This is a genomic window from Streptomyces sp. NPDC033131 (genome assembly GCF_055578365.1).
The window spans coordinates 56,689-74,012 of the sequence record NZ_JBVIPA010000002.1 but is presented as its reverse complement, the minus strand read 5'-3'; the positions used below and the strand labels follow the sequence as shown (position 1 = coordinate 74,012).

Here is a 17,324-nt window from a genome sequence, read left to right as displayed (position 1 = left end):
CCGCGCGCCCCGGCCGCCGGGCCCGTATCCCTCGACCCCGGGTTCAAGGAGAGAGACCGTCGTGCGAATCGCCGTGACCGGCTCGATAGCCACCGACCATCTGATGTCCTTCCCCGGTCGGTTCACCGACCAGCTGATCGCCGACCAACTGCAACAGGTCTCCCTTTCCTTCCTCGTCGACCGCCTCGACGTGCGCCGCGGTGGGGTCGCCGCCAACATCGCCTTCGGACTGGCACGGCTGGGGCTGACTCCGCATCTGATCGGCGCCGCGGGCGTCGATTTCGCCGAGTACGGCGCCTGGCTGCGTGCCGCCGGGGTGGACACGGACTCCGTCCGGATCAGCCGGACACTGCACACCGCCCGGTTCGTGTGCACGACGGACGAGGTGCAGAACCAGATCGCCACCTTCTACGCCGGTGCCATGGCCGACGCCGCGAAGATCGACCTCGCCGCGGTGGCGGCCCGCTGCGGCGGATTCGACCTCGTACATGTCGGCGCCGACGCCCCCGAGGCCATGCTGCGCCATACCGAGACCGCCCGGCGCGCCGGCGTCAGCCTCGCCGCCGATCCCTCGCAGCAGCTGGCCCGCCTGGACGAGACCCAGGCACGACAGCTGGTGGACCGCGCGCACCTGCTGTTCACCAACGAGTACGAGGCCGCCCTGCTGCGGGAGCGCACCGGCTGGAGCGAACGGGACATCCTGCTTCGTGTCGGCACGTGGATCGTCACCCGGGGCGCGGACGGCGTCTCCTTGTCGCGGTGCGGGCAGCCGCGTGTCGACGTGCCCGCCGTCACCACCGCGAAGATCGCCGACCCGACCGGAGTGGGGGACGCGTTCCGCTCCGGTTTCCTCGCCGGCCTGAGCTGGGACTGGCCCCACGAGCGCGCGGCGCAGCTCGGCTGTGCGCTGGCGTCGATCGTCCTGGAGACGGTCGGCACACAGGAGTACAAGCTGCCGGCCGTGGATCTGATCGACCGTGTCGAGCGCACGTACGGGCACGAAGCGGCCCGTGGGATGGAGCCGCGCCTGGCAGGGCTGTCATGAGCGGGGTGGCGATGGCGTGCGCCGAGTACCGGATCGGGGTCGCCCGGTCCGAGGAGTTCACCGTGGGAGGCCGTTCATGAGCTCCGTGCGCGAGGCACTGGCGAGTGGCGTTCCGTCGTTCTCGTTCGAGTTCTTCCCGCCCAGGACCGGCCAGGGCGAGCGTGTCCTGTGGAACTCCGTCCGCCGTGTCGAACCCCTCTCCCCCACCTTCGTGTCCGTCACCTACGGCGCCGGCGGCTCCTCGCGCGAACGCACCGTCGAGGTCACCCGGCGCATCGCCGCCGAGACCACCCTGCGGCCCGTCGCCCATCTGACGGCCGTCGGGCACTCGGTGGCCGAGCTGCGGCACATCATCGGCCAGTACGCCGACGCGGGGATCAGGGACGTCCTGGTGCTGCGGGGCGACCCGCCCGGCGATCCGAACGGCCCCTGGACGCCGCACCCGGACGGTTTCACGTACGCCCGGGAGCTGGTCGAACTGGTGCACTCGCTGGGGGACTTCACCGTCGGTGTGGCGGCTTTCCCCGAGATGCACCCGCGCTCGCCGGACTGGGAAAGCGACATCCGGCACTTCGTCGACAAGTGCCGGGCCGGAGCCGACTACGCCATCACCCAGATGTTCTTCCGCGTCGAGGACTACCTGCGGTTGCGCGATCGGGTGGCGGCGGCCGGATGCGACATCCCGATCATCCCGGAGATCATGCCGGCCACCGACGTCCGCCAGATTCGCCGCTTCGCCGAACTGTCCCACGCGGCCTTTCCCGAAGACCTCGCCCACCGGCTCGAGAGCGCCCGCGACGACGCCGCCGAGGGTCACCGGATCGGTGTCGAGCACGCCACCGCCATGGCCGGACGCCTCCTCGCCGAAGGCGCGCCCGGCCTGCACTACATCACGCTCAACAAGTCCACCGCGGCCCTCGACATCCACCGCAACGTGCTGGCCACGCGGATCACAGGGAGCGTGCGGGTCCACTGAGTCCGTGGCCTGCCGCGGCCAGAACCGTCGTGGGGCACTCCTTATGGGGCGGGCGGGGCAGAGGCCGCCCGTGGCACCAGCCCGCCCGATGCGCTCTAGGCGGGGTCCCCGAACCAGCATCGCAGCGCCCCGGACAGGGCGTCCGCGTCCCCGGCGTCTGCCCGAGCCGACCAGGCGATGTATCCGTCGGGCCGCACCAGCAGGGCGTCCGCGCCGACCGGTTCGGCCGCCGTCGCCGTCACCACGTTCACCCTGAAGCGCCAGGGTTCCACGGCCTCCAGCAAGTCCTCCGAGTCGGACAGGAGGAGCAGCAACGGCTCCGCGCTGTGCAGGAGTTCGGCGAGGCTGGTGACCGCGTCGCCGGACTTCAGAAGCACGTCGGGGGCGAAGCGGCCGGCCAGCGGGTCGCCGGGGCCGCCGGTGTCGTAGTGGACGTCGACGCCGCTGATCATGCCCCCGAGGTACTGGTTGACGTCGTCGAAGTGCATCATCCGGGCGAACAGGGTGCGCAGCGCGTCCATGCGGGGGTCGGGGTCCATGAGGGCGACCTGGGCGCGCACGTTCTCCAGGACCGCCTCGGCGATGGGCGCGCGTTCGGTCTCGTATGTGTCGAGCAGTCCGGGCGGCGCCCAGCCGTGCACCTCCGCGGCGAGCTTCCAGCCCAGGTTGACGGCGTCCTGGAGGCCGAGGTTGACGCCCTGGCCGCCGGCCGGGAAGTGGACGTGGGCCGCGTCGCCGGCGAGCAGGACCCTGCCGACGCGGTAGTGCTCGGCCTGCAGGGCGGCGTCGCTGAAGCGAGTGAGCCAGCTCGGTGAGTCCATGGGCACCGGGTGGCCCGCGATCCGCTCCACCTCCGCCCGGAACTCGTCCAGCGTCACGGGCGCCTGCCGGTCCGGATGCGGGCCGCGGAAGTCGTACGTGCACACTCGGCTGCGTCCGAACAGGTTGCGCCACACCAGGGTCCAGCCCCGCGGGTTGCGCTGCCAGCCCTGCGGCGCCCGGGCCGGATCCAGGAGGCGGACCTCTCCGATCAGGGCGCCGACCCGGGCGGGCGTGCCGGTGAACGGGATGCCGGTCAGTTGGCGGACGGCGCTGCGCGCGCCGTCCGCACCGACCACCCAGGAAGCGCGCAGCGTGTCCGTGGCGCCCCGGGAGTCGCGTACGGTCAGGCGCACGGCGTCCGGTTCCTCGTCGAGGCCGACGACTTCGCGGCCCCGCCTGATCCGCGAACCGAGCCGTTCGGCGTCGGCCGCGAACACCTCCTGCGCCCACGCCTGCGGGCTGCCCACCATCACCGGGCCCTCGGTGACGACGCGGCTCAGGTCGAGGTCGAACATGCCGGAGAAGTGGAACGGTACGGGGCCGACGCCCACCGGCGGGGCCGGGGGGCCGGGCTGCACGGCTTCGAGGAGCCCGCGCCGGCGCAGTGTCTGCGCGGTACGGGCGTGCAGCGTCCCCGCCTTCGACTCACCGGTCGGCGCCGGCAGCTTCTCCAGAACGGTGACGTGCACGCCCAGCAGAGCCAGTTCCCGGGCGAGCAGCATGCCGACGGGCCCGCCGCCGACGATGGCGACCTGGGTGTCCACGGCTGGGCTGTTCGGCATCGGGGCTCCTGCGGTGATAGGCGGCGACTCTGGTCAGGCGGTCGGGTGCTGTACGAGGAGGAACACCGGCCCGCGCCGCCGGGTTGCACCGGCAGGAGCCGGCTCAGCTGCCCGGCAGCCGCACCGACTGCCGGTGCCGGAAGACGTTCGCGGGGTCGTACGCCTGCTTGACCCGCTGCAGCCGGCGGTAGTTGCCCTTGTAGTACAGGGCGTGCCAGGGCGTGCCCGAGCGGTTGAACTCCGGTGAACCGAGGTCGGCGTCGGGGTAGTTGACGTAGCAGCCGTCGGTCACCGCACCGGGCACCGGGACGCCGCCGGTGTCGGCGTACATGTCGGCGTAGAACTCGCGCAGCCAGCGGACGCTGTCCTTCTCGTCGGCCGGGTCGTCCCACCAGATCATCCAGGCCAGCTTGTACGGGGCGTCCCGGTGGGCGCTCGCCGTGGCGTCCTGGGCGACGGCCGACACCTGGCCGGCGAAGGAGCTGAGCATGACCGAGGCCGTCGGGTTGCCGATGTCCGTCCGGGTCAGGTGGCGGTGGAGCACGGCGAGTTGACGCTCGGGGAAGCTCGCCTTCATGTACGCCGACTTGAAGTCGCTCTTCTGGGTCGGGTCGTTGGTGGTGGGGTTGGCCGTGCCCAGATAGCGGGCCGCCTGAAGCCAGGGGAGGCGGCGCGGGGTGGCCAGGTCCGGCAGCGCGGCCAGCTCGCCCATCCGCGTGGTGACCGGTCCGCGCGTGGCGGTGACACCCTCACTCACCGCCGCGAGGAACTCGTCGTGCAGCCGGGCGGCGCCGGGCACGCTCGCGTCGACGTGCGTGATCAGGCCCACGGCCCCGTTCGAGACGTGGTTGAGGGAGAGCAGGCTGCACACGGCGGTCGCCGGGTCGTCGGGGGCGGCGTGCCGCACGTGCCAGTCCGCGTAGTTGCGGACCAGCCGGGTGAAGGACCGCTCGTCCAGGTCGGACCAGTTCCAGGAGACGGCGCTGACCAGGACCTCCGGGGGCGGGGCCGGGAGCAGCCGGGCGGGGTCGGTGCCGCTCGCGCCGGGGCTGCGGAACCAGTAGCGGGTCACGATGCCGAAGTTGCCGCCGCCCCCGCCCGTGTGAGCCCACCACAGGTCCCGGTGGGGATCATTCTCCTCGCGGGTGGCGACGACGGTGCGCACGGTGCCGTCGGCGTTCACCACGACGACCTCGACCGCGTACAGGTGGTCCACCACCAGGCCGAGCCTGCGGCACAGCAGTCCCCAGCCGCCGCCGCTGACGTGGCCGCCCGCCCCGACCTGGAAGCACATGCCGGCCGGCACGATGACGCCCCAGGTGCGGTACAGGCGCTCGTAGACGTCGAGGAGCTGGGCGCCCGGCTGCACCATGAACGCGTTCATCGACGCGTCGAAGTCCACGTCCCGCATCGCCGACATGTCGACGACCGCCTGGACGTCGGGGCTGAAGACGAAGTCCTCCCAGCAGTGCCCGCCGCTGCGCACGGTGATCCGCTTGCCGGCCCGGACCGCCTGCCGGACGGCGGCGGCGACCTGCGCGGTCGACCGGGGTATGTAGACCGCCTCGGGCCGCCCGACGTAGCGCTGGTTCCAGCCCCGGACGAGGTCCGGGTAGCGCGCGTCGCCCGGGGTGACGGTCACCAGTTCCTCCGGCTGGGCCACCGCCTGCTGCGCGGGCAGCAACACGCCGCCGCCGATCGCGGCGCCTGCCGCGAGCACACCCCGTCTGCTCACCTGTTCTCTGCCGTGCGTCATCTGGCATCCCCTCCCGCTCCACGGATCACACCCGGACGCGGTGACGCTAGGCAGGGGAGGGGCGTTCCGGCACTCCGCATCTTGCGGCGATCTCGGCCGGGGGCACCTGGCTCGATTCTTCAGAAGCCACTGCGACAGTTCAGCCCGGGACCCCCCGCGGAATCCCATCCGAACTCTGTGACCAGGAACGAAGAGGGGTGTCATGTCGAGCATGCCGCTCACCGGTAAATCGGTGCGCCTCGCGCGATTGTCCCGGCCGGGAGACGGCCGGTTCCTGTTCGTACCGCTGGACCACTCCGTGTCCGACGGGCCCGTCACGACAGCCGCCGGATTCGGCGGCCTGGTAGGTGCCATCGCGGACGGCGGCGCCGACGGTGTCGTCGTCCACAAGGGCAGGGCGCGCATGATCGCTCCGGCGCTGCTCACGCGCTGCTCCCTCGTGGTGCATCTGAGCGCGAGCACCGCCCACGGACCCGACATCAACGCCAAGGTGCTGGTCGGCGACGTGGAGGAGGCGGTCCGGCTGGGCGCGGACGCGGTCAGTGTGCACGTGAACATCGGCTCCGACACCGAGGCCGACCAGCTCGCCGACCTCGGCGCCGTGGCCTCGGAGTGCGACCGCTTCGGCATGCCGCTCATGGCCATGGTCTATCCGCGCGGTCCCCGCGTGGCCGATCCGACCGACCCGACACTCGTCGCCCATGTGGTGAACATCGCCGCGGACCTCGGCGTCGACATCGTCAAGACGGTGCTCGCCGCCCCGCCCGAGCGCATGGAAGAGGTGATCGCCTCCTCTCCGCTGCCGGTGGTGGTGGCGGGCGGCGGCTCCACCGACCGGAGCCTGTACGAGTTCGCGGCCGGCGCCATGGACCTGGGTTGTGCCGGACTCGCCGTCGGACGACGGGTGTTCACCAGCCCGTCGCCCGAGAAGGCGGTCCGGGAACTGGCCTCAATCATTCACCGCCGCGAGCTCATGTCCGAGCCCGCGCCGCAGACCGAGATGGCAGGTGTGTTGTGAAGTTTGCCTGGATCGACCTCCGAACCGTGCCCGCCGAACAGCGTGAGGCGGTCGTCGACGCCGCGATCCACGCACGCGTCGACGGCATCGTCGACAGCGACCCGGAGCGCCTCGCGCTGCTGCCGAACACCGTGAAGCGTGTTCTCGCGCCGGGCGGGCACGCCGGTGACGGGGCCCCGGAGGACCTGATCGTGCTGCGCGAGGTCGTCGACCTCGACAGCCTCGGTGCCCTGGAGAGCCGGCACCGCGGCGGCGAGCAGTCCACGGCCGCCTGGGTGAACGTCGTCGACGACCCCACGCTGAAGCTCGCCTGCGAGTCCGCTCGTGAACTGCCCTACACCGTGGTGGAGTTCAAGGACCCGACGAAGATTCCGCTGGAGATCGTGATCGCCGCCGCGGACGCCTCGCCGGGGCAGCTGATCTGCCAGGCCACCGACATCGAGGAGGCACAGATCATCGTCGACGTCCTGGAGAAGGGCTCCGAGGGCGTCCTGGTCGCCCCGCGCTCCGCCAACGACGTCTTCGCGCTCGTGGAGATGCTCCGGGTGAAGACCCCGGACCTGCAGTTGCAGACGCTCACGGTCGAGTCGATCGAGCACCTCGGACTCGGAGACCGGGTCTGCATCGACACCTGCACGCACTTCGAGAAGGACGAGGGCATGCTGGTCGGCTCGTACGCGCACGGCTTCGTGCTGTGCGTGAGCGAGACCCACCCGCTGCCGTACATGCCGACCCGCCCGTTCCGCATCAACGCGGGCGCGCTGCACAGCTACGTGTTCGGAGCGGACAACCGCACCAACTACCTCAGTGAGCTGAAGGCCGGCAGTCCCGTGCTCGCCGTCGGCGCCGACGGCCGCACCCGCCGCATCGTGGTGGGCCGCATCAAGCTGGAGTCCCGTCCGCTGCTCGGCATCAAGGCCGTCTCCCCGGAGGGCGTCGAGGTCAGCCTGATCGTGCAGGACGACTGGCACGTCCGGGTGCTCGGCCCCGGGGCCGCGGTGCTGAACGTGACGGAGTTGAAGAAGGGCGACCAGTTGCTCGGCCACGTGGCCACCGACAAGCGCCATGTGGGCTGGCCGGTCGGCGAGTTCTGCGTCGAGAAGTAGGCGGAGGCGACCGGGGCCGCCCTCGCCGCGGCCCCGGCGCCGCGGCGAGGGGGTCCGGTGGAGGCGATGACGCAACGGTCCTGGTGGGGTGCCGAACTACTCGGCCGCCACCCCGACGACGAGGTGTGGGCGCGGGTCGCGGACCGCGAGGTCACGTTCGGCAGGCTCCGGCGCGAGACGGCCTGGCTGGCCGATGTGCTGCAGCAGTACGGCATCCGGGAGCGCAGTACGGTCGCCCTGTACGGCAACGCCAGTTTCACGCACCTGTGGACGCTGTTCGCGCTGTGGTCGCTCGGCGCCCAGGTGGTGCTGGTGGAGGCACGGCCCGGCCGGCCGGCACGGGATGTTCCTGCCGGGCCGGAGCGGGTGCAGTTCTCGGTGTCCCTCGGCGAGAGCCGCAAGCGGCCTCATGACTTCGTCGACGAGTGCGAGGTGCTGGTGCGCCGCCGCGCCGGCGGCTGTCCGAGTGCGAGCGGGCACTGCCTCGTGCAGTTCTCGTCGGGTACCACCGGGCGTCCCAAGGCGATCGGCCGGAGCCCCGAGTCACTGCTGGAGGAACTGGACCGGCTCGCTTCGCTGGAAGGTATGCCGCGCCGCGGTGAGCGGGTGGCCGTGCTGGAACCCGTCTCGCACTCCTTCGGGCTGATCGGTGGTGTGCTGCACGCCCTCGCGGTGGGCGCGACCCTCGTGATGCCGACCGCCCGTACGGCGGCGGCGACCGTGCGGGCGGCGGCCGACGCGCACGTGGTGCTGGGCAATCCGCACCACTTCCGCCGGCTGGCGCGGGCCGAGCCCGGGCAACTGCCGCATCTGCGGCTGGCCGTGTCGGGCGGTGACGCCCTGCCGCCCGAGACACCGGCGGTGTTCGGCGTCCGCCACGGGGTGCGCGTCGGCCAGGCCTACGGCACCACCGAGACGGGCATCATCGCCGCCGACCTCACCGGCCGCTTCGGCCCGGCCTGGGTCGGCCTTCCGGTCCCCGGCGTCCGTACCCGGGTGGTCGGCGGCGTCCTGGAGGTGCACGTCCCCGTGTCCCCGTACCTGTACGAGGACACGCCCTGGACCGGTGGCTGGATGTCCACGCGCGACCTGGTCACGCGTGATCCCCACACCGGTGCTCTGCGTCTGCGCGGAAGGGTCCACGGCGTCGGGGACGCGTCGCTCGACCTGCTGCGCATCGAGTCGGTGCTGCAGGCCCACCGGCACATCACGGACGCGGTGGTCCTCGGGGTCGGCCCGATCGAGGCGCACGTGGCGAGCAGCGCGGAACTGGACGGCGACGAACTGCACTCCTGGTGCCGCCGGTTCCTCGGTGGGGCGCCCGCACCGGACCGCTTTCACCTGCTGAGGGAGCTGCCTCGCACGGCCGGTGGCAAGGCCGTACGGGACCGCGGCGTTCTGCGCCGCCACAGGACGCATCCGCCCGGGGCGTGCCGCTGCGTCAACTGGTGAGCCGGGGCTGCGGCCAGTCCGGCGAGCTCCGCTCGGACGACGCGATGCCCTCGCGGGCGATGCGGTGGCGGATGCCTTCGCCCGGCGCCTCGGACCGCGGCAGGACCACAAGGCGGGGTCCCGCACGAGCGGGGGCGAGGTCCCGCACGAGCAAGGCCGCACGAGCGGGTTCCGGGTCCCGCACGAGCAAGGGCGGAGTCCCGCACGAGCAAGGGCGGGGGCGCGGCCGTCGTGATCCGGTCGGCGGCCCCCCTTTTTTTCCTGCGGGCAGGGCGCTGCCGGAGTCGGTCGCGGCGAGAGCTCCGCGATCGACGCCCGCCGCCGGCCCGCGGACGCCGCCCCGCCGCCACCCGCCGGAACAGCCCTGAGAAACGACCTCCTGGACGAGTGGAAGGCACGGAGCATGACGGTGACGACGACCGCCGCAACGCTGTACACCTGTGACGAGGCACGCTGGCAGGCCGTGCGGGACCGGGACGCCCGCGCGGACGGCCACTTCTGCTACGTGGTCACCACGACCGGCGTGTACAGCCGCCCGTCGTGCACGGTGAAGCTGGCCCGGCGCGAGAACGTCCGGTTCTTCCCGACCCCGGAGCACGCCCGCGCCGAGGGATACCGCCCGTGCCGCCGCTGCTGCCCCGATGACTCCGACCGGCACGCCGTGGCGGCCGAGGCTGTCGCCACGGCCTGCCGGATCATCGACGAGGCGCCGCTGCCGCCCAGCCTGGACGAGCTGGCCCGCAAGGTCGGCTACAGCCGCTTCCACTTCCACCGCCTGTTCAAGTCGTTCACCGGCATCACGCCGCACGCCTACCTGGCGGCTGCGCGGGCCCGCCGGGTACGCGAGGCCCTGCCGCTGTCCGGGACGATCGCCGATGCCATGTACAGCTCGGGGTTCAACTCCGGCGGTCACTTCTACGCGGCGGCGACGGAGATCCTCGGCATGACCCCGAAGGAGTATCGGGCGGGCGGCGACGGGACGGACATCCGGTACACGGTGGCGGGCTCGTCGCTGGGGCCGGTGCTCGTCGCGGCGACGGACAAGGGCGTGTGCGGGGTGCTGACGGGGGACGAGGTGCCGGTCCTGCTGCACCGGCTGCACACGATGTTCCGGCAGGCCCGCCTCGTGCCCGCGGACGACGAGTTCGCCGCGGCGGTGGCCGCGGCCGTGCGCGAGGCGGAGCCCCCGCAGCTGGGCCGCGAGCTGCCCCTGCGGATACGGCGGTCGGCGCTCGCCGTGCGGGTTCGACGCGCGGTGCCGACGGCTCCCGCCCCGAGCAGGTAGCCCGGGTCGGCCGCCCTTCTCGACGTGCCGTGCGGCCGGACACGCGACCGCACGGCCAGCCGGTCCACGGCAGGATCCCGGGCAGCCGCGACGGGCTGCGCACTTCCCGCAGCGCACCGCACCGCACCGCCGAGCGGGTGCGTCGCCCGGCGACCGGCGGGACCGGCCCGCCCGATCCGGATCACGCGCGGGCGCACCCGTCCGGGAGCACGGTCAGTCCCGGGAGCGCGACTCCCCCGCGACCTCGGCCGACTTCCGCTCGGACGCCGCCGGACGCAACCGTCCCGAGGCCCAGGTCGCCGGCAGTGCCGCCGCGCACACCAGCAGTCCGGTGAGCATCGCGTCCGTCGCGCCGCCGTGCGACACGGCCGCGCCGCCGGCCACCGCACCGACCGCGATGCCCGCGTTGACCGCGGACGCCGGCAGCGTGGCCGCGAGGTCGCGCCCGGGGCCGGCCAGCAGCCCGACCCGGTACTGGAGTGAGGGGACGAGGCCGAACCCGACCACGCCCCACAGCACGAGGGCGAGGGCCACCAGGGTCCGGGAGGACCCGGCGAGGTACAGGACCGCCAGAGCCGCGACCAGTGCGACGTTCGCCCCGACGAGCGCACGCGCCGCGTCCCGGTCCGCGGCCCAGCCGCCCGCGAACGTGCCGACGGCCGTCGCGGCTCCGTAGGCGAACAGGAAGACGGTCAGCCACGTGCCGGACACTCCCGTGACGTCCTCCAGGAACGGCGTGATGTAGGTGAACGCCGCGAACTGGCCGCCCAGCAGCAGGAATCCGACACCGAGCACCGCCAGGACCCGGGGTGCCAGCGCGTGCCGGGACCGCGCCCACAGACCGCCCGTGCCCGAGCCGTCGACCGGCGGGACGAACACCACCGCCGCCAGCAGCGCCAGCGCACCGAGGACCACGACGGCCGTGAACGCCGCGCGCCAGCCCAGGTGCTGGGCCGCGAGGGTGCCCAGCGGAACGCCCAACGCGGTGGAGACGGCGATGCCGCCGAAGACCACGGAGATCGCGCGCCCGGTCCGCTCGGGCGGCACCAGGGCGGCCGCCACCGTGAACGCCGTACCGAGGAACAGGCCCTGCAGCGCTCCGGTGACGGCCCGGGCCGCGAGCAGCATGCCGAAACCCGGGGCGAGGGCGGCGAGCAGGTTGCCCGCGACATAGCCGGCCAGGGACGTCCACACCACGGTGCGGCGCCGGATCCGGATGGTGAGCGCTGTCAGGAGCGGGCCTCCGACGCAGATGCCCAGGGCGTACGCGGTGACCAGGGTGCCCGCCGTGTCCACCGACACGGAGAGGTCGTCGGCGACGAGTTTCAGCAGGCCGACGACGAGCAACTCGGCGCTGCCCATGACGAAGGTGGCGAGGAAGAGGGCGGCGAGGGCCGGACCCGGCCGCCGCCGCACCGTGAGGGGGACGGAGGTCATGTCAGTGCCAGAAGTTCTTCCTCGCGCCGCGGAGCCCGTGGAACGAGTCGAGGTCGGGGACCGTCCACCCGTCGAGGTCGTACTCCTGAAGGCACTGCTCGGCGAATCCCTTGTACGCGTCCAGCTGGCCGTTCTCCATCTGGGCCATGAAGATGTCGCTGCGCACCGACTCGTGGTTGCCGGAGTAGTTGCGTTCGTACAGCTCGTGCCGGCCGCCGAACTCGGTGCCGACCGCGTCCCACAACAGTTTCATCAGCTTGACGCGGCTGACGGCGTCGTAGCCGTTGGAGCCGCGCACGTACTTGTCGAGGTAGGGGCGCACGTCGGGGTTCTTGAAGTCCTCGGCGCTGGAGTTGACGTAGATGAGGCCGCTGGCGACGTCCTGCTCGATGATCTCCTTGATGCGCGGATAGCCGATGGTCATGAACCAGCGGTAGGCCATGCCGTACTCCAGGCGAGGCAGCAGCGCGCCGTTCTTCCACTCCTCGGGGTTGCGGGCGGCGGCGTCGGTCAGGGCCCAGAACATGTTGCGCCAGGCGAGCACCTCGCCGATCCGGGCCTGGATGCCACGGAAGTCCTTGGTGCCGGTCATCTCGACGGCCTTGACCAGCAGCCCCGCGATGAAGTCGATCTTCACGGCGAGGCGGATGCAGCCGTGGAAGGTCAGCCGCGGGATGAAGCCGGACTTCGGCGCGAACCCGTTGACCTGGTCCACGTCGCCGTAGAGGAAGACGTTCTCCCAGGGGATGAGCACCTTGTCGAGGACGAAGATGGTGTCGTTCTCGTCCAGGCGCGAGGAGAGCGGGTAGTCGAAGGGGCTGCCCATGACGGCGGCCGTCGCGGCGTAGGAGGGACGGCAGATCAGCTTCAGGCCGGGCGCGCCCATCGGGATGGTCGCGACGAGCGCGAACTCCTTCTCCTTGAGCGGCAGTCCGTAGTGCGAGATGAAGTTGTAGTGCGTGATGGCCGAGCCGGTGGCCACGACCTTGGCGCCGCTGACGACGAGACCGGCGTCGGTTTCCTTCTCCACGTGCACGAAGACGTCCTTGACCTCTTCGGACGGGCGGTGCCGGTCGACCGGCGGGTGGATGATCGCGTGGTTCCAGAACAGCACCTTCTCCTGGGACTCGCGGTACCAGCGCTGCGCGTTGTCCTGGAAGGGGGCGTAGTAGTCGGAGTTGGCGCCGAGCGTGCCGAGGAAGGCGGCCTTGTAGTCCGGGCTGCGGCCCATCCAGCCGTAGGTGAGGCGTGCCCACTCGGCGATCGCCTCACGGTCCTCGACGACGTCCTGGACGCTGCGCGGCGTGCGGAAGAACTTGTGGGTGAAGCCGTCGCTCCCGGTGTCGGTGCGGGTGGTCAGCACGTCGCGGCGGGCCGGATCGTGCAGGGCGTCGTACAGGCGGGCCGTCATCCGGGCCGGATTGGCGAACGCCGGGTGCTTGGTGACGTCGTCGACGCGTTCGCCGTAGATGTAGACCTCGCGGTCGTCGCGCAGACTCTCCAGGTACTCGTCGCCGGTCAGGGGGCGGGTGGTGCGGGGAGCCGGTGCCGAGGCGGAGGCCTCGCCCTGCTGCAGCGTCATGGTGTGTCCTTGTCCGGTCGTGACGGTCAGTGACCCAGCGGGATGTGATGTGCCGCGGTTCCCGACGACCACGCGCCGTCGGCAGGTCCGTCGAGGGTCCCGGCCCACGCGTGATGGCCGGGAGCGGTGTCCAGGAGGCGAAAGGCCCCGCCGTGGAACACCAGTGGCTCCGCGTCCCCTGTCGTGAAGCCCCGCACCCGGCCGATGTGCAGCACGTGGTCGCCGCCGTCGTACGCGGCCCAGGGCACGCAGTCGAGGTGGGCGGCGACGCCGGCCAGGCGCGGCCCCGCCGCATCGGGGTCCCAGGGCACCGGAGTGCCCGCGGGCAGTGGCCGGCCCGCGAAGTGCAGGGCCAGGTCCTGTTGGTGTGCGGCGAGCACGTTCACGCCGAACGACGAGGCACCCGGCAGCAGGTCGCACATCCGGCTGCGCCGGTCCAGGGACACCATCACCAGCGGGGGTTCGAGGGAGACGGAGGTGAACGAGCCCACGGTGGCGCCGTGCACGCCGTGGTGGTGTTCGACGGTGACCACGGTGACGCCCGTGGCGAACCGGCCGAGGCAGTCGCGAAAGCGGCGTTGCCTGTCGCTCATCGACACTCCTCGAAAAAGAAATCGGCCCTCGAATCAGGGGCTTTCTCAGCGGCATTGTGCCCGTGGCCGCTGAAGGATCGATCGAGGCAATCGACGCACATTTCTGCGCAATATCCAGGAGTCCGGAAATTATTGACACCGGTGCGTGCGGGCGCCTGTAATTCCTTCTCGGATTCGAGTACCCGACACGAGGTGGCCATCATGAGACTCCAGGTCGAGTTGACCGACGCACTCCAGGACTACGTCGCCGATGTCTCGCTGCGCGAGCCCGACCTGTTGCGGAAGCTGCGCGAGGAGACCTCGCAGCTCCCCCTGCACCTGATGCAGATCTCGCCGGAACAGGGCCAGTTCATGCGGACCCTGCTGAAGGCGACCGGGGCCCGGCGCGCTCTCGAGGTCGGCGTGTTCACCGGTTACAGCCTGCTGTCGACGGCGCTCGCGCTCCCCGCCGACGGCCGGGTGGTGGGGCTGGACATCAGCGAGGAGTGGAGCGCCATGGCGCTCGACTACTGCAAGCGGGCCGGCGTCGCGGACAAGGTCGATCTGTACATCGGCGACGCCCGCGACTCCCTCGAACGGCTGTTGAAGGAGGAGAACGCCGCCGGCACGTTCGACTTCGTGTTCATCGACGCGGACAAGGAGAACTACACGGCGTACTACGAGTACGCGCTCGAACTGCTGCGCCCCGGTGGCCTGGTCGTCGTCGACAACGTGCTGTGGCACGGCGCCCTGCTCGACGAGTCCGCCCAGGACTCCGAGACGCAGGCACTTCGCGCCTTCAATCCGCGGCTGCACCATGACGAGCGGGTGGACCTGAGTCTGGTCCCCTACGCGGACGGGCTGACGTTCGCCGTCAAGCGCTGAGTTCCGCGTCACGCACGCGCGAAAGGCCGCCCCGGAAGGTCCGGGGCGGCCTTTCGCGCACGTGTCAGGGCAGACGGACGGACTGGGCGTGGCGGAAGAAGTTCGTCGGGTCGTACTTCTTCTTCACCTGCTGCAGCCGCGGGTAGTTGCCCTTGTAGTAGAGCGAGTACCAGGGCGTCGAGGAGGTGTTGTACTTCGGGTCGTTCAGGTCGTTGTCCGGGTAGTTGACATAGCACCCGTCAGTGACGCCGTTGGGCACGGGCACACCGCCGGTGTCGGCGTAGACCTCGGCGTAGCACTCCCGGTTCCAGGCGATGTAGGCGGCGTCCTCGGCGTCGTCGTTCCACAGGGACATCCACATCATCTTGAAGAACGACTCGCGGTGCGGATAGCCGGTGGCCGCCGGCGCGACCCGGTTGACCTCGCCGCCGTACGAGCTGAGGGTGATGGAGGCGCCGGGCAGGGTGACGTCCGTGCGCGTCAGGTGCTTGTACAGCGCCGCGAGCTGCCGGCCGGGGAAGGTGCCGCGCATGTAGGCGGACTTGTACTCCTGCCGGAAGGTGGGGTCGGTGAGGTTGGTGTTGGTGGTGCCGAGGTATCGGGTGGCCTCCAGCCACGGCAGCTTGCGGGGCTCGGCGTACATGGCCATCGGGCCGAACTCGGCGAACCGGCGGGTGACCGCTCCCGTCTGGACGCCGACGCCGTCGCTGATGGCGGCGAGGTAGCCGTCGAGCAGCTGGCGGGCGTTGGGAGCGGTGGCGTCGACCTGGGTGACCATGGCGATCTGCCCGCTGGACTCGTGGGTCAGCACGAGGAAGCTCGCCAGGGCCAGTTCGGGGGCGCCCGGTGCGCTGTGCGCGGTGAACCAGCGCGCGTAGTTCTGCACCAGCCGGGAGAACTTCGCCTCCGTCATGCTCTCCCACGGCCAGGACTGCGCCACCAGGTACACCTCACGGGGCGGCTTGGGCAGCAGCTTCTTCGGGTCGGTGCCGGTGGCGCCGGGCGTACGGAACCAGTAGCGGGTGACGACACCGAAGTTGCCGCCGCCCCCACCCGCGTGGGCCCACCACAGCTCGCGGTTGGGGTCGCCCGGCTCGTTGGTCGCCACCACCGTGCGCACCTTGCCGTCGGCGCCGACCACCACCACCTCGACGGCGCACAGGTAGTCGATGATCAGGCCGAGCTGGCGGCACAGCAGGCCCCAGCCGCCGCCGCTGACGTGGCCGCCGGCCGCGACCGAGTAGCAGATGCCGCCGGGAACGGTGACGCCGTACACCTGGTACAGCAGCGTGTAGACGTCCAGGAGCTGTGCGCCCGTCTCGACGGCGAAGGCGCGCCGCTCGGCGTCGTAGTACACGTTGTTGAGCTGTGACAGGTCGAGCACCACCTGGACATCGGGGTTGAAGACGAAGTCCTCCAGGCAGTGCCCGCCGGAGCGCACGGTCAGGCGCTTTCCGGCGCTGACGGCCGCCTGCACCACGCTCGCCACCTGGGAGACGTCGTCCACGATCTGGACGGCCTCGGGCCTGCCGACGTAGCGGTGGTTCATGCCGTGCACAAGCTCTCCGTACTGTGCGTCCGCCGACGTCACCGTGACCGGAGCGAAACCCACGGTCGGGGCCGCCTCCCCTGGGGCGGCTGCCGCCTGCCCGGCCAGGGCCCCGCCCACGGCGGCCGTGCCGCCCAGCGCCGCGGCGGTCGTGAAGAACCGTCTGCGGCCTATCCCACTGTTGTCGCGCATTTTACGTCTCCCGTTCTCGCCATCTTCGGCGCCCGCTTCACGCGATCTTCTGCGCCGCGACAGTACGAATCAGCCATCACGGAAAACACTCCGGATCTTGCGGTCGAATCCCTGAACGGGACATTCCGGGATACGACCGCAAGATGGGGAGTGTCCGACGCCCCACCGATCGCCACCATCAAAGTCCAGGCTGAATTCGCCATGGCGGAAGGAGGCGGGCCGGTGACGGTCAGCGTCGGTGAGGTATACGAGAATCCGCGGTGCAGGGAGCGGGTCGTGATCAGAACGCCGTCCTCGCACACGGGCGGGGCGCGCACCGTGATGGACGTGTACTCCGAGCCCGGCGGAGCGGTTTCGGGCGAGCACCTCCACCCGGTGAGCGAGGAGCGCTTCACGCTGGTGCGCGGCAAGGTCGCCTTCCTGATCGGCGGACGCCAGGTGACCCTCGACAAGCCAGGGCAGAGCGTGCTCATCCAGCCGGGCATCAAGCACCGCTGGTGGAACTGCAGTGGCGAACAGGCTTTCCACATCTGCGAGGTGCGCAGGAACAGCGACCGCTTCGAGCAGCTCGTGCTGCGCCAGCTGTTCGGACTCGCACAGGACGGCAAGACCACGCCCGAGGGCATGCCCAGGCTGCTGCAACAGGCGGTGACGACGCTCGAGTTCGGTGACGTGGTGCGGTTCACCTCGCCCCCGTGGGCGCTGCAGCGCGCCCTGTTCACCGTGCTCGCCCCGGTCGCCCGGCTGCTGGGGTACCAGGGCTGCGACCCCGAGTACATGGACCGCAAGCCGTCCGAGATCGCGGAGCTGGAGGAACTCCCGGAGGAGGTCATGCGCTGGCACCGCTGACCCCGCGAGCCCGGCA

General features: G+C 71.3%; 14 protein-coding genes. 8 read left to right on the top strand and 6 right to left on the bottom strand.

The genetic code is table 11. The annotated features are described in order from the left end of the window. Positions 1–61 precede the first annotated feature (61 nt). Positions 62–1,045 carry a carbohydrate kinase family protein gene (locus ACZ5XS_RS03760; RefSeq protein ID WP_468647578.1) on the top strand — a complete coding sequence of 328 codons (984 nt, stop codon included), beginning with the start codon at positions 62–64 and terminating at the stop codon, positions 1,043–1,045. A 76-nt stretch (positions 1,046–1,121) separates the two neighbouring features. Continuing rightward, the gene (metF, locus tag ACZ5XS_RS03755) at positions 1,122–2,021 is read left to right on the top strand and encodes a methylenetetrahydrofolate reductase [NAD(P)H] (protein WP_468647577.1); all 900 of its coding nucleotides are present in this window, start codon (positions 1,122–1,124) and stop codon (positions 2,019–2,021) included. Between the two features lie 95 nt (positions 2,022–2,116). Here metF and ACZ5XS_RS03750 read toward each other — a convergent pair whose 3' ends face one another. Together ACZ5XS_RS03750 and ACZ5XS_RS03745 are read right to left on the bottom strand one after the other, a co-directional pair. Next, positions 2,117–3,625: an FAD-dependent monooxygenase gene (locus tag ACZ5XS_RS03750; RefSeq protein WP_468647576.1), complete on the bottom strand. Its 1,509-nt coding sequence runs from the start codon at positions 3,623–3,625 to the stop codon at positions 2,117–2,119. Between the two features lie 103 nt (positions 3,626–3,728). Then, positions 3,729–5,381, bottom strand: a complete 1,653-nt coding sequence (locus tag ACZ5XS_RS03745; RefSeq protein ID WP_468647575.1) for an FAD-binding oxidoreductase — start codon at positions 5,379–5,381, stop codon at positions 3,729–3,731. A 211-nt stretch (positions 5,382–5,592) separates the two neighbouring features. Here ACZ5XS_RS03745 and ACZ5XS_RS03740 point away from each other — a divergent pair, with 211 nt between their 5' ends. From ACZ5XS_RS03740 to ACZ5XS_RS03725, 4 genes are all read left to right on the top strand, one after another. Continuing rightward, complete coding sequence (locus ACZ5XS_RS03740) at positions 5,593–6,399, top strand: 2-amino-3,7-dideoxy-D-threo-hept-6-ulosonate synthase (RefSeq protein WP_468647943.1); 807 nt, start codon at positions 5,593–5,595, stop codon at positions 6,397–6,399. Further along, positions 6,396–7,505, top strand: a complete 1,110-nt coding sequence (locus ACZ5XS_RS03735) for a 3-dehydroquinate synthase II family protein (RefSeq protein ID WP_468647574.1) — start codon at positions 6,396–6,398, stop codon at positions 7,503–7,505. Before ACZ5XS_RS03740 ends, ACZ5XS_RS03735 begins: the two co-directional genes overlap by 4 nt. 66 nt (positions 7,506–7,571) lie before the next feature. Next, positions 7,572–8,957, top strand: a complete 1,386-nt coding sequence (locus ACZ5XS_RS03730) for a class I adenylate-forming enzyme family protein (RefSeq protein ID WP_468647573.1) — start codon at positions 7,572–7,574, stop codon at positions 8,955–8,957. A 403-nt stretch (positions 8,958–9,360) separates the two neighbouring features. Continuing rightward, positions 9,361–10,242, top strand: a complete 882-nt coding sequence (locus ACZ5XS_RS03725) for a bifunctional transcriptional activator/DNA repair enzyme AdaA (RefSeq protein ID WP_468647572.1) — start codon at positions 9,361–9,363, stop codon at positions 10,240–10,242. A gap of 213 nt (positions 10,243–10,455) precedes the next feature. Here ACZ5XS_RS03725 and ACZ5XS_RS03720 read toward each other — a convergent pair whose 3' ends face one another. The 3 genes from ACZ5XS_RS03720 to ACZ5XS_RS03710 are packed head-to-tail and all read right to left on the bottom strand — an operon-like array spanning position 10,456 to position 13,854. Then, the gene (locus tag ACZ5XS_RS03720) at positions 10,456–11,679 is read right to left on the bottom strand and encodes an MFS transporter (RefSeq protein WP_468647571.1); all 1,224 of its coding nucleotides are present in this window, start codon (positions 11,677–11,679) and stop codon (positions 10,456–10,458) included. A gap of 1 nt (position 11,680) precedes the next feature. Then, entirely contained in the window at positions 11,681–13,261 is a 1,581-nt protein-coding gene (locus tag ACZ5XS_RS03715) for a 4-hydroxyphenylacetate 3-hydroxylase family protein (protein ID WP_468647570.1), read from the bottom strand. A gap of 26 nt (positions 13,262–13,287) precedes the next feature. Then, positions 13,288–13,854: a flavin reductase family protein gene (locus ACZ5XS_RS03710; protein WP_468647569.1), complete on the bottom strand. Its 567-nt coding sequence runs from the start codon at positions 13,852–13,854 to the stop codon at positions 13,288–13,290. Positions 13,855–14,055: 201 nt separating this feature from the next. Between ACZ5XS_RS03710 and ACZ5XS_RS03705 the strand changes: the two genes are divergently transcribed. Further along, positions 14,056–14,718 (top strand): class I SAM-dependent methyltransferase, encoded by a 663-nt coding sequence (locus tag ACZ5XS_RS03705; protein ID WP_468647568.1) that lies wholly within the window; start codon positions 14,056–14,058, stop codon positions 14,716–14,718. Between the two features lie 64 nt (positions 14,719–14,782). On the opposite strand, the gene ACZ5XS_RS03700 is transcribed toward ACZ5XS_RS03705, so the two are convergent. Then, positions 14,783–16,459 carry an FAD-binding oxidoreductase gene (locus ACZ5XS_RS03700; RefSeq protein WP_468647567.1) on the bottom strand — a complete coding sequence of 559 codons (1,677 nt, stop codon included), beginning with the start codon at positions 16,457–16,459 and terminating at the stop codon, positions 14,783–14,785. Positions 16,460–16,735: 276 nt separating this feature from the next. On the opposite strand from ACZ5XS_RS03700, the gene ACZ5XS_RS03695 reads away from it, so the two are divergent. Then, positions 16,736–17,308 carry a cupin domain-containing protein gene (locus ACZ5XS_RS03695; protein WP_468647566.1) on the top strand — a complete coding sequence of 191 codons (573 nt, stop codon included), beginning with the start codon at positions 16,736–16,738 and terminating at the stop codon, positions 17,306–17,308. Positions 17,309–17,324 lie beyond the last annotated feature (16 nt).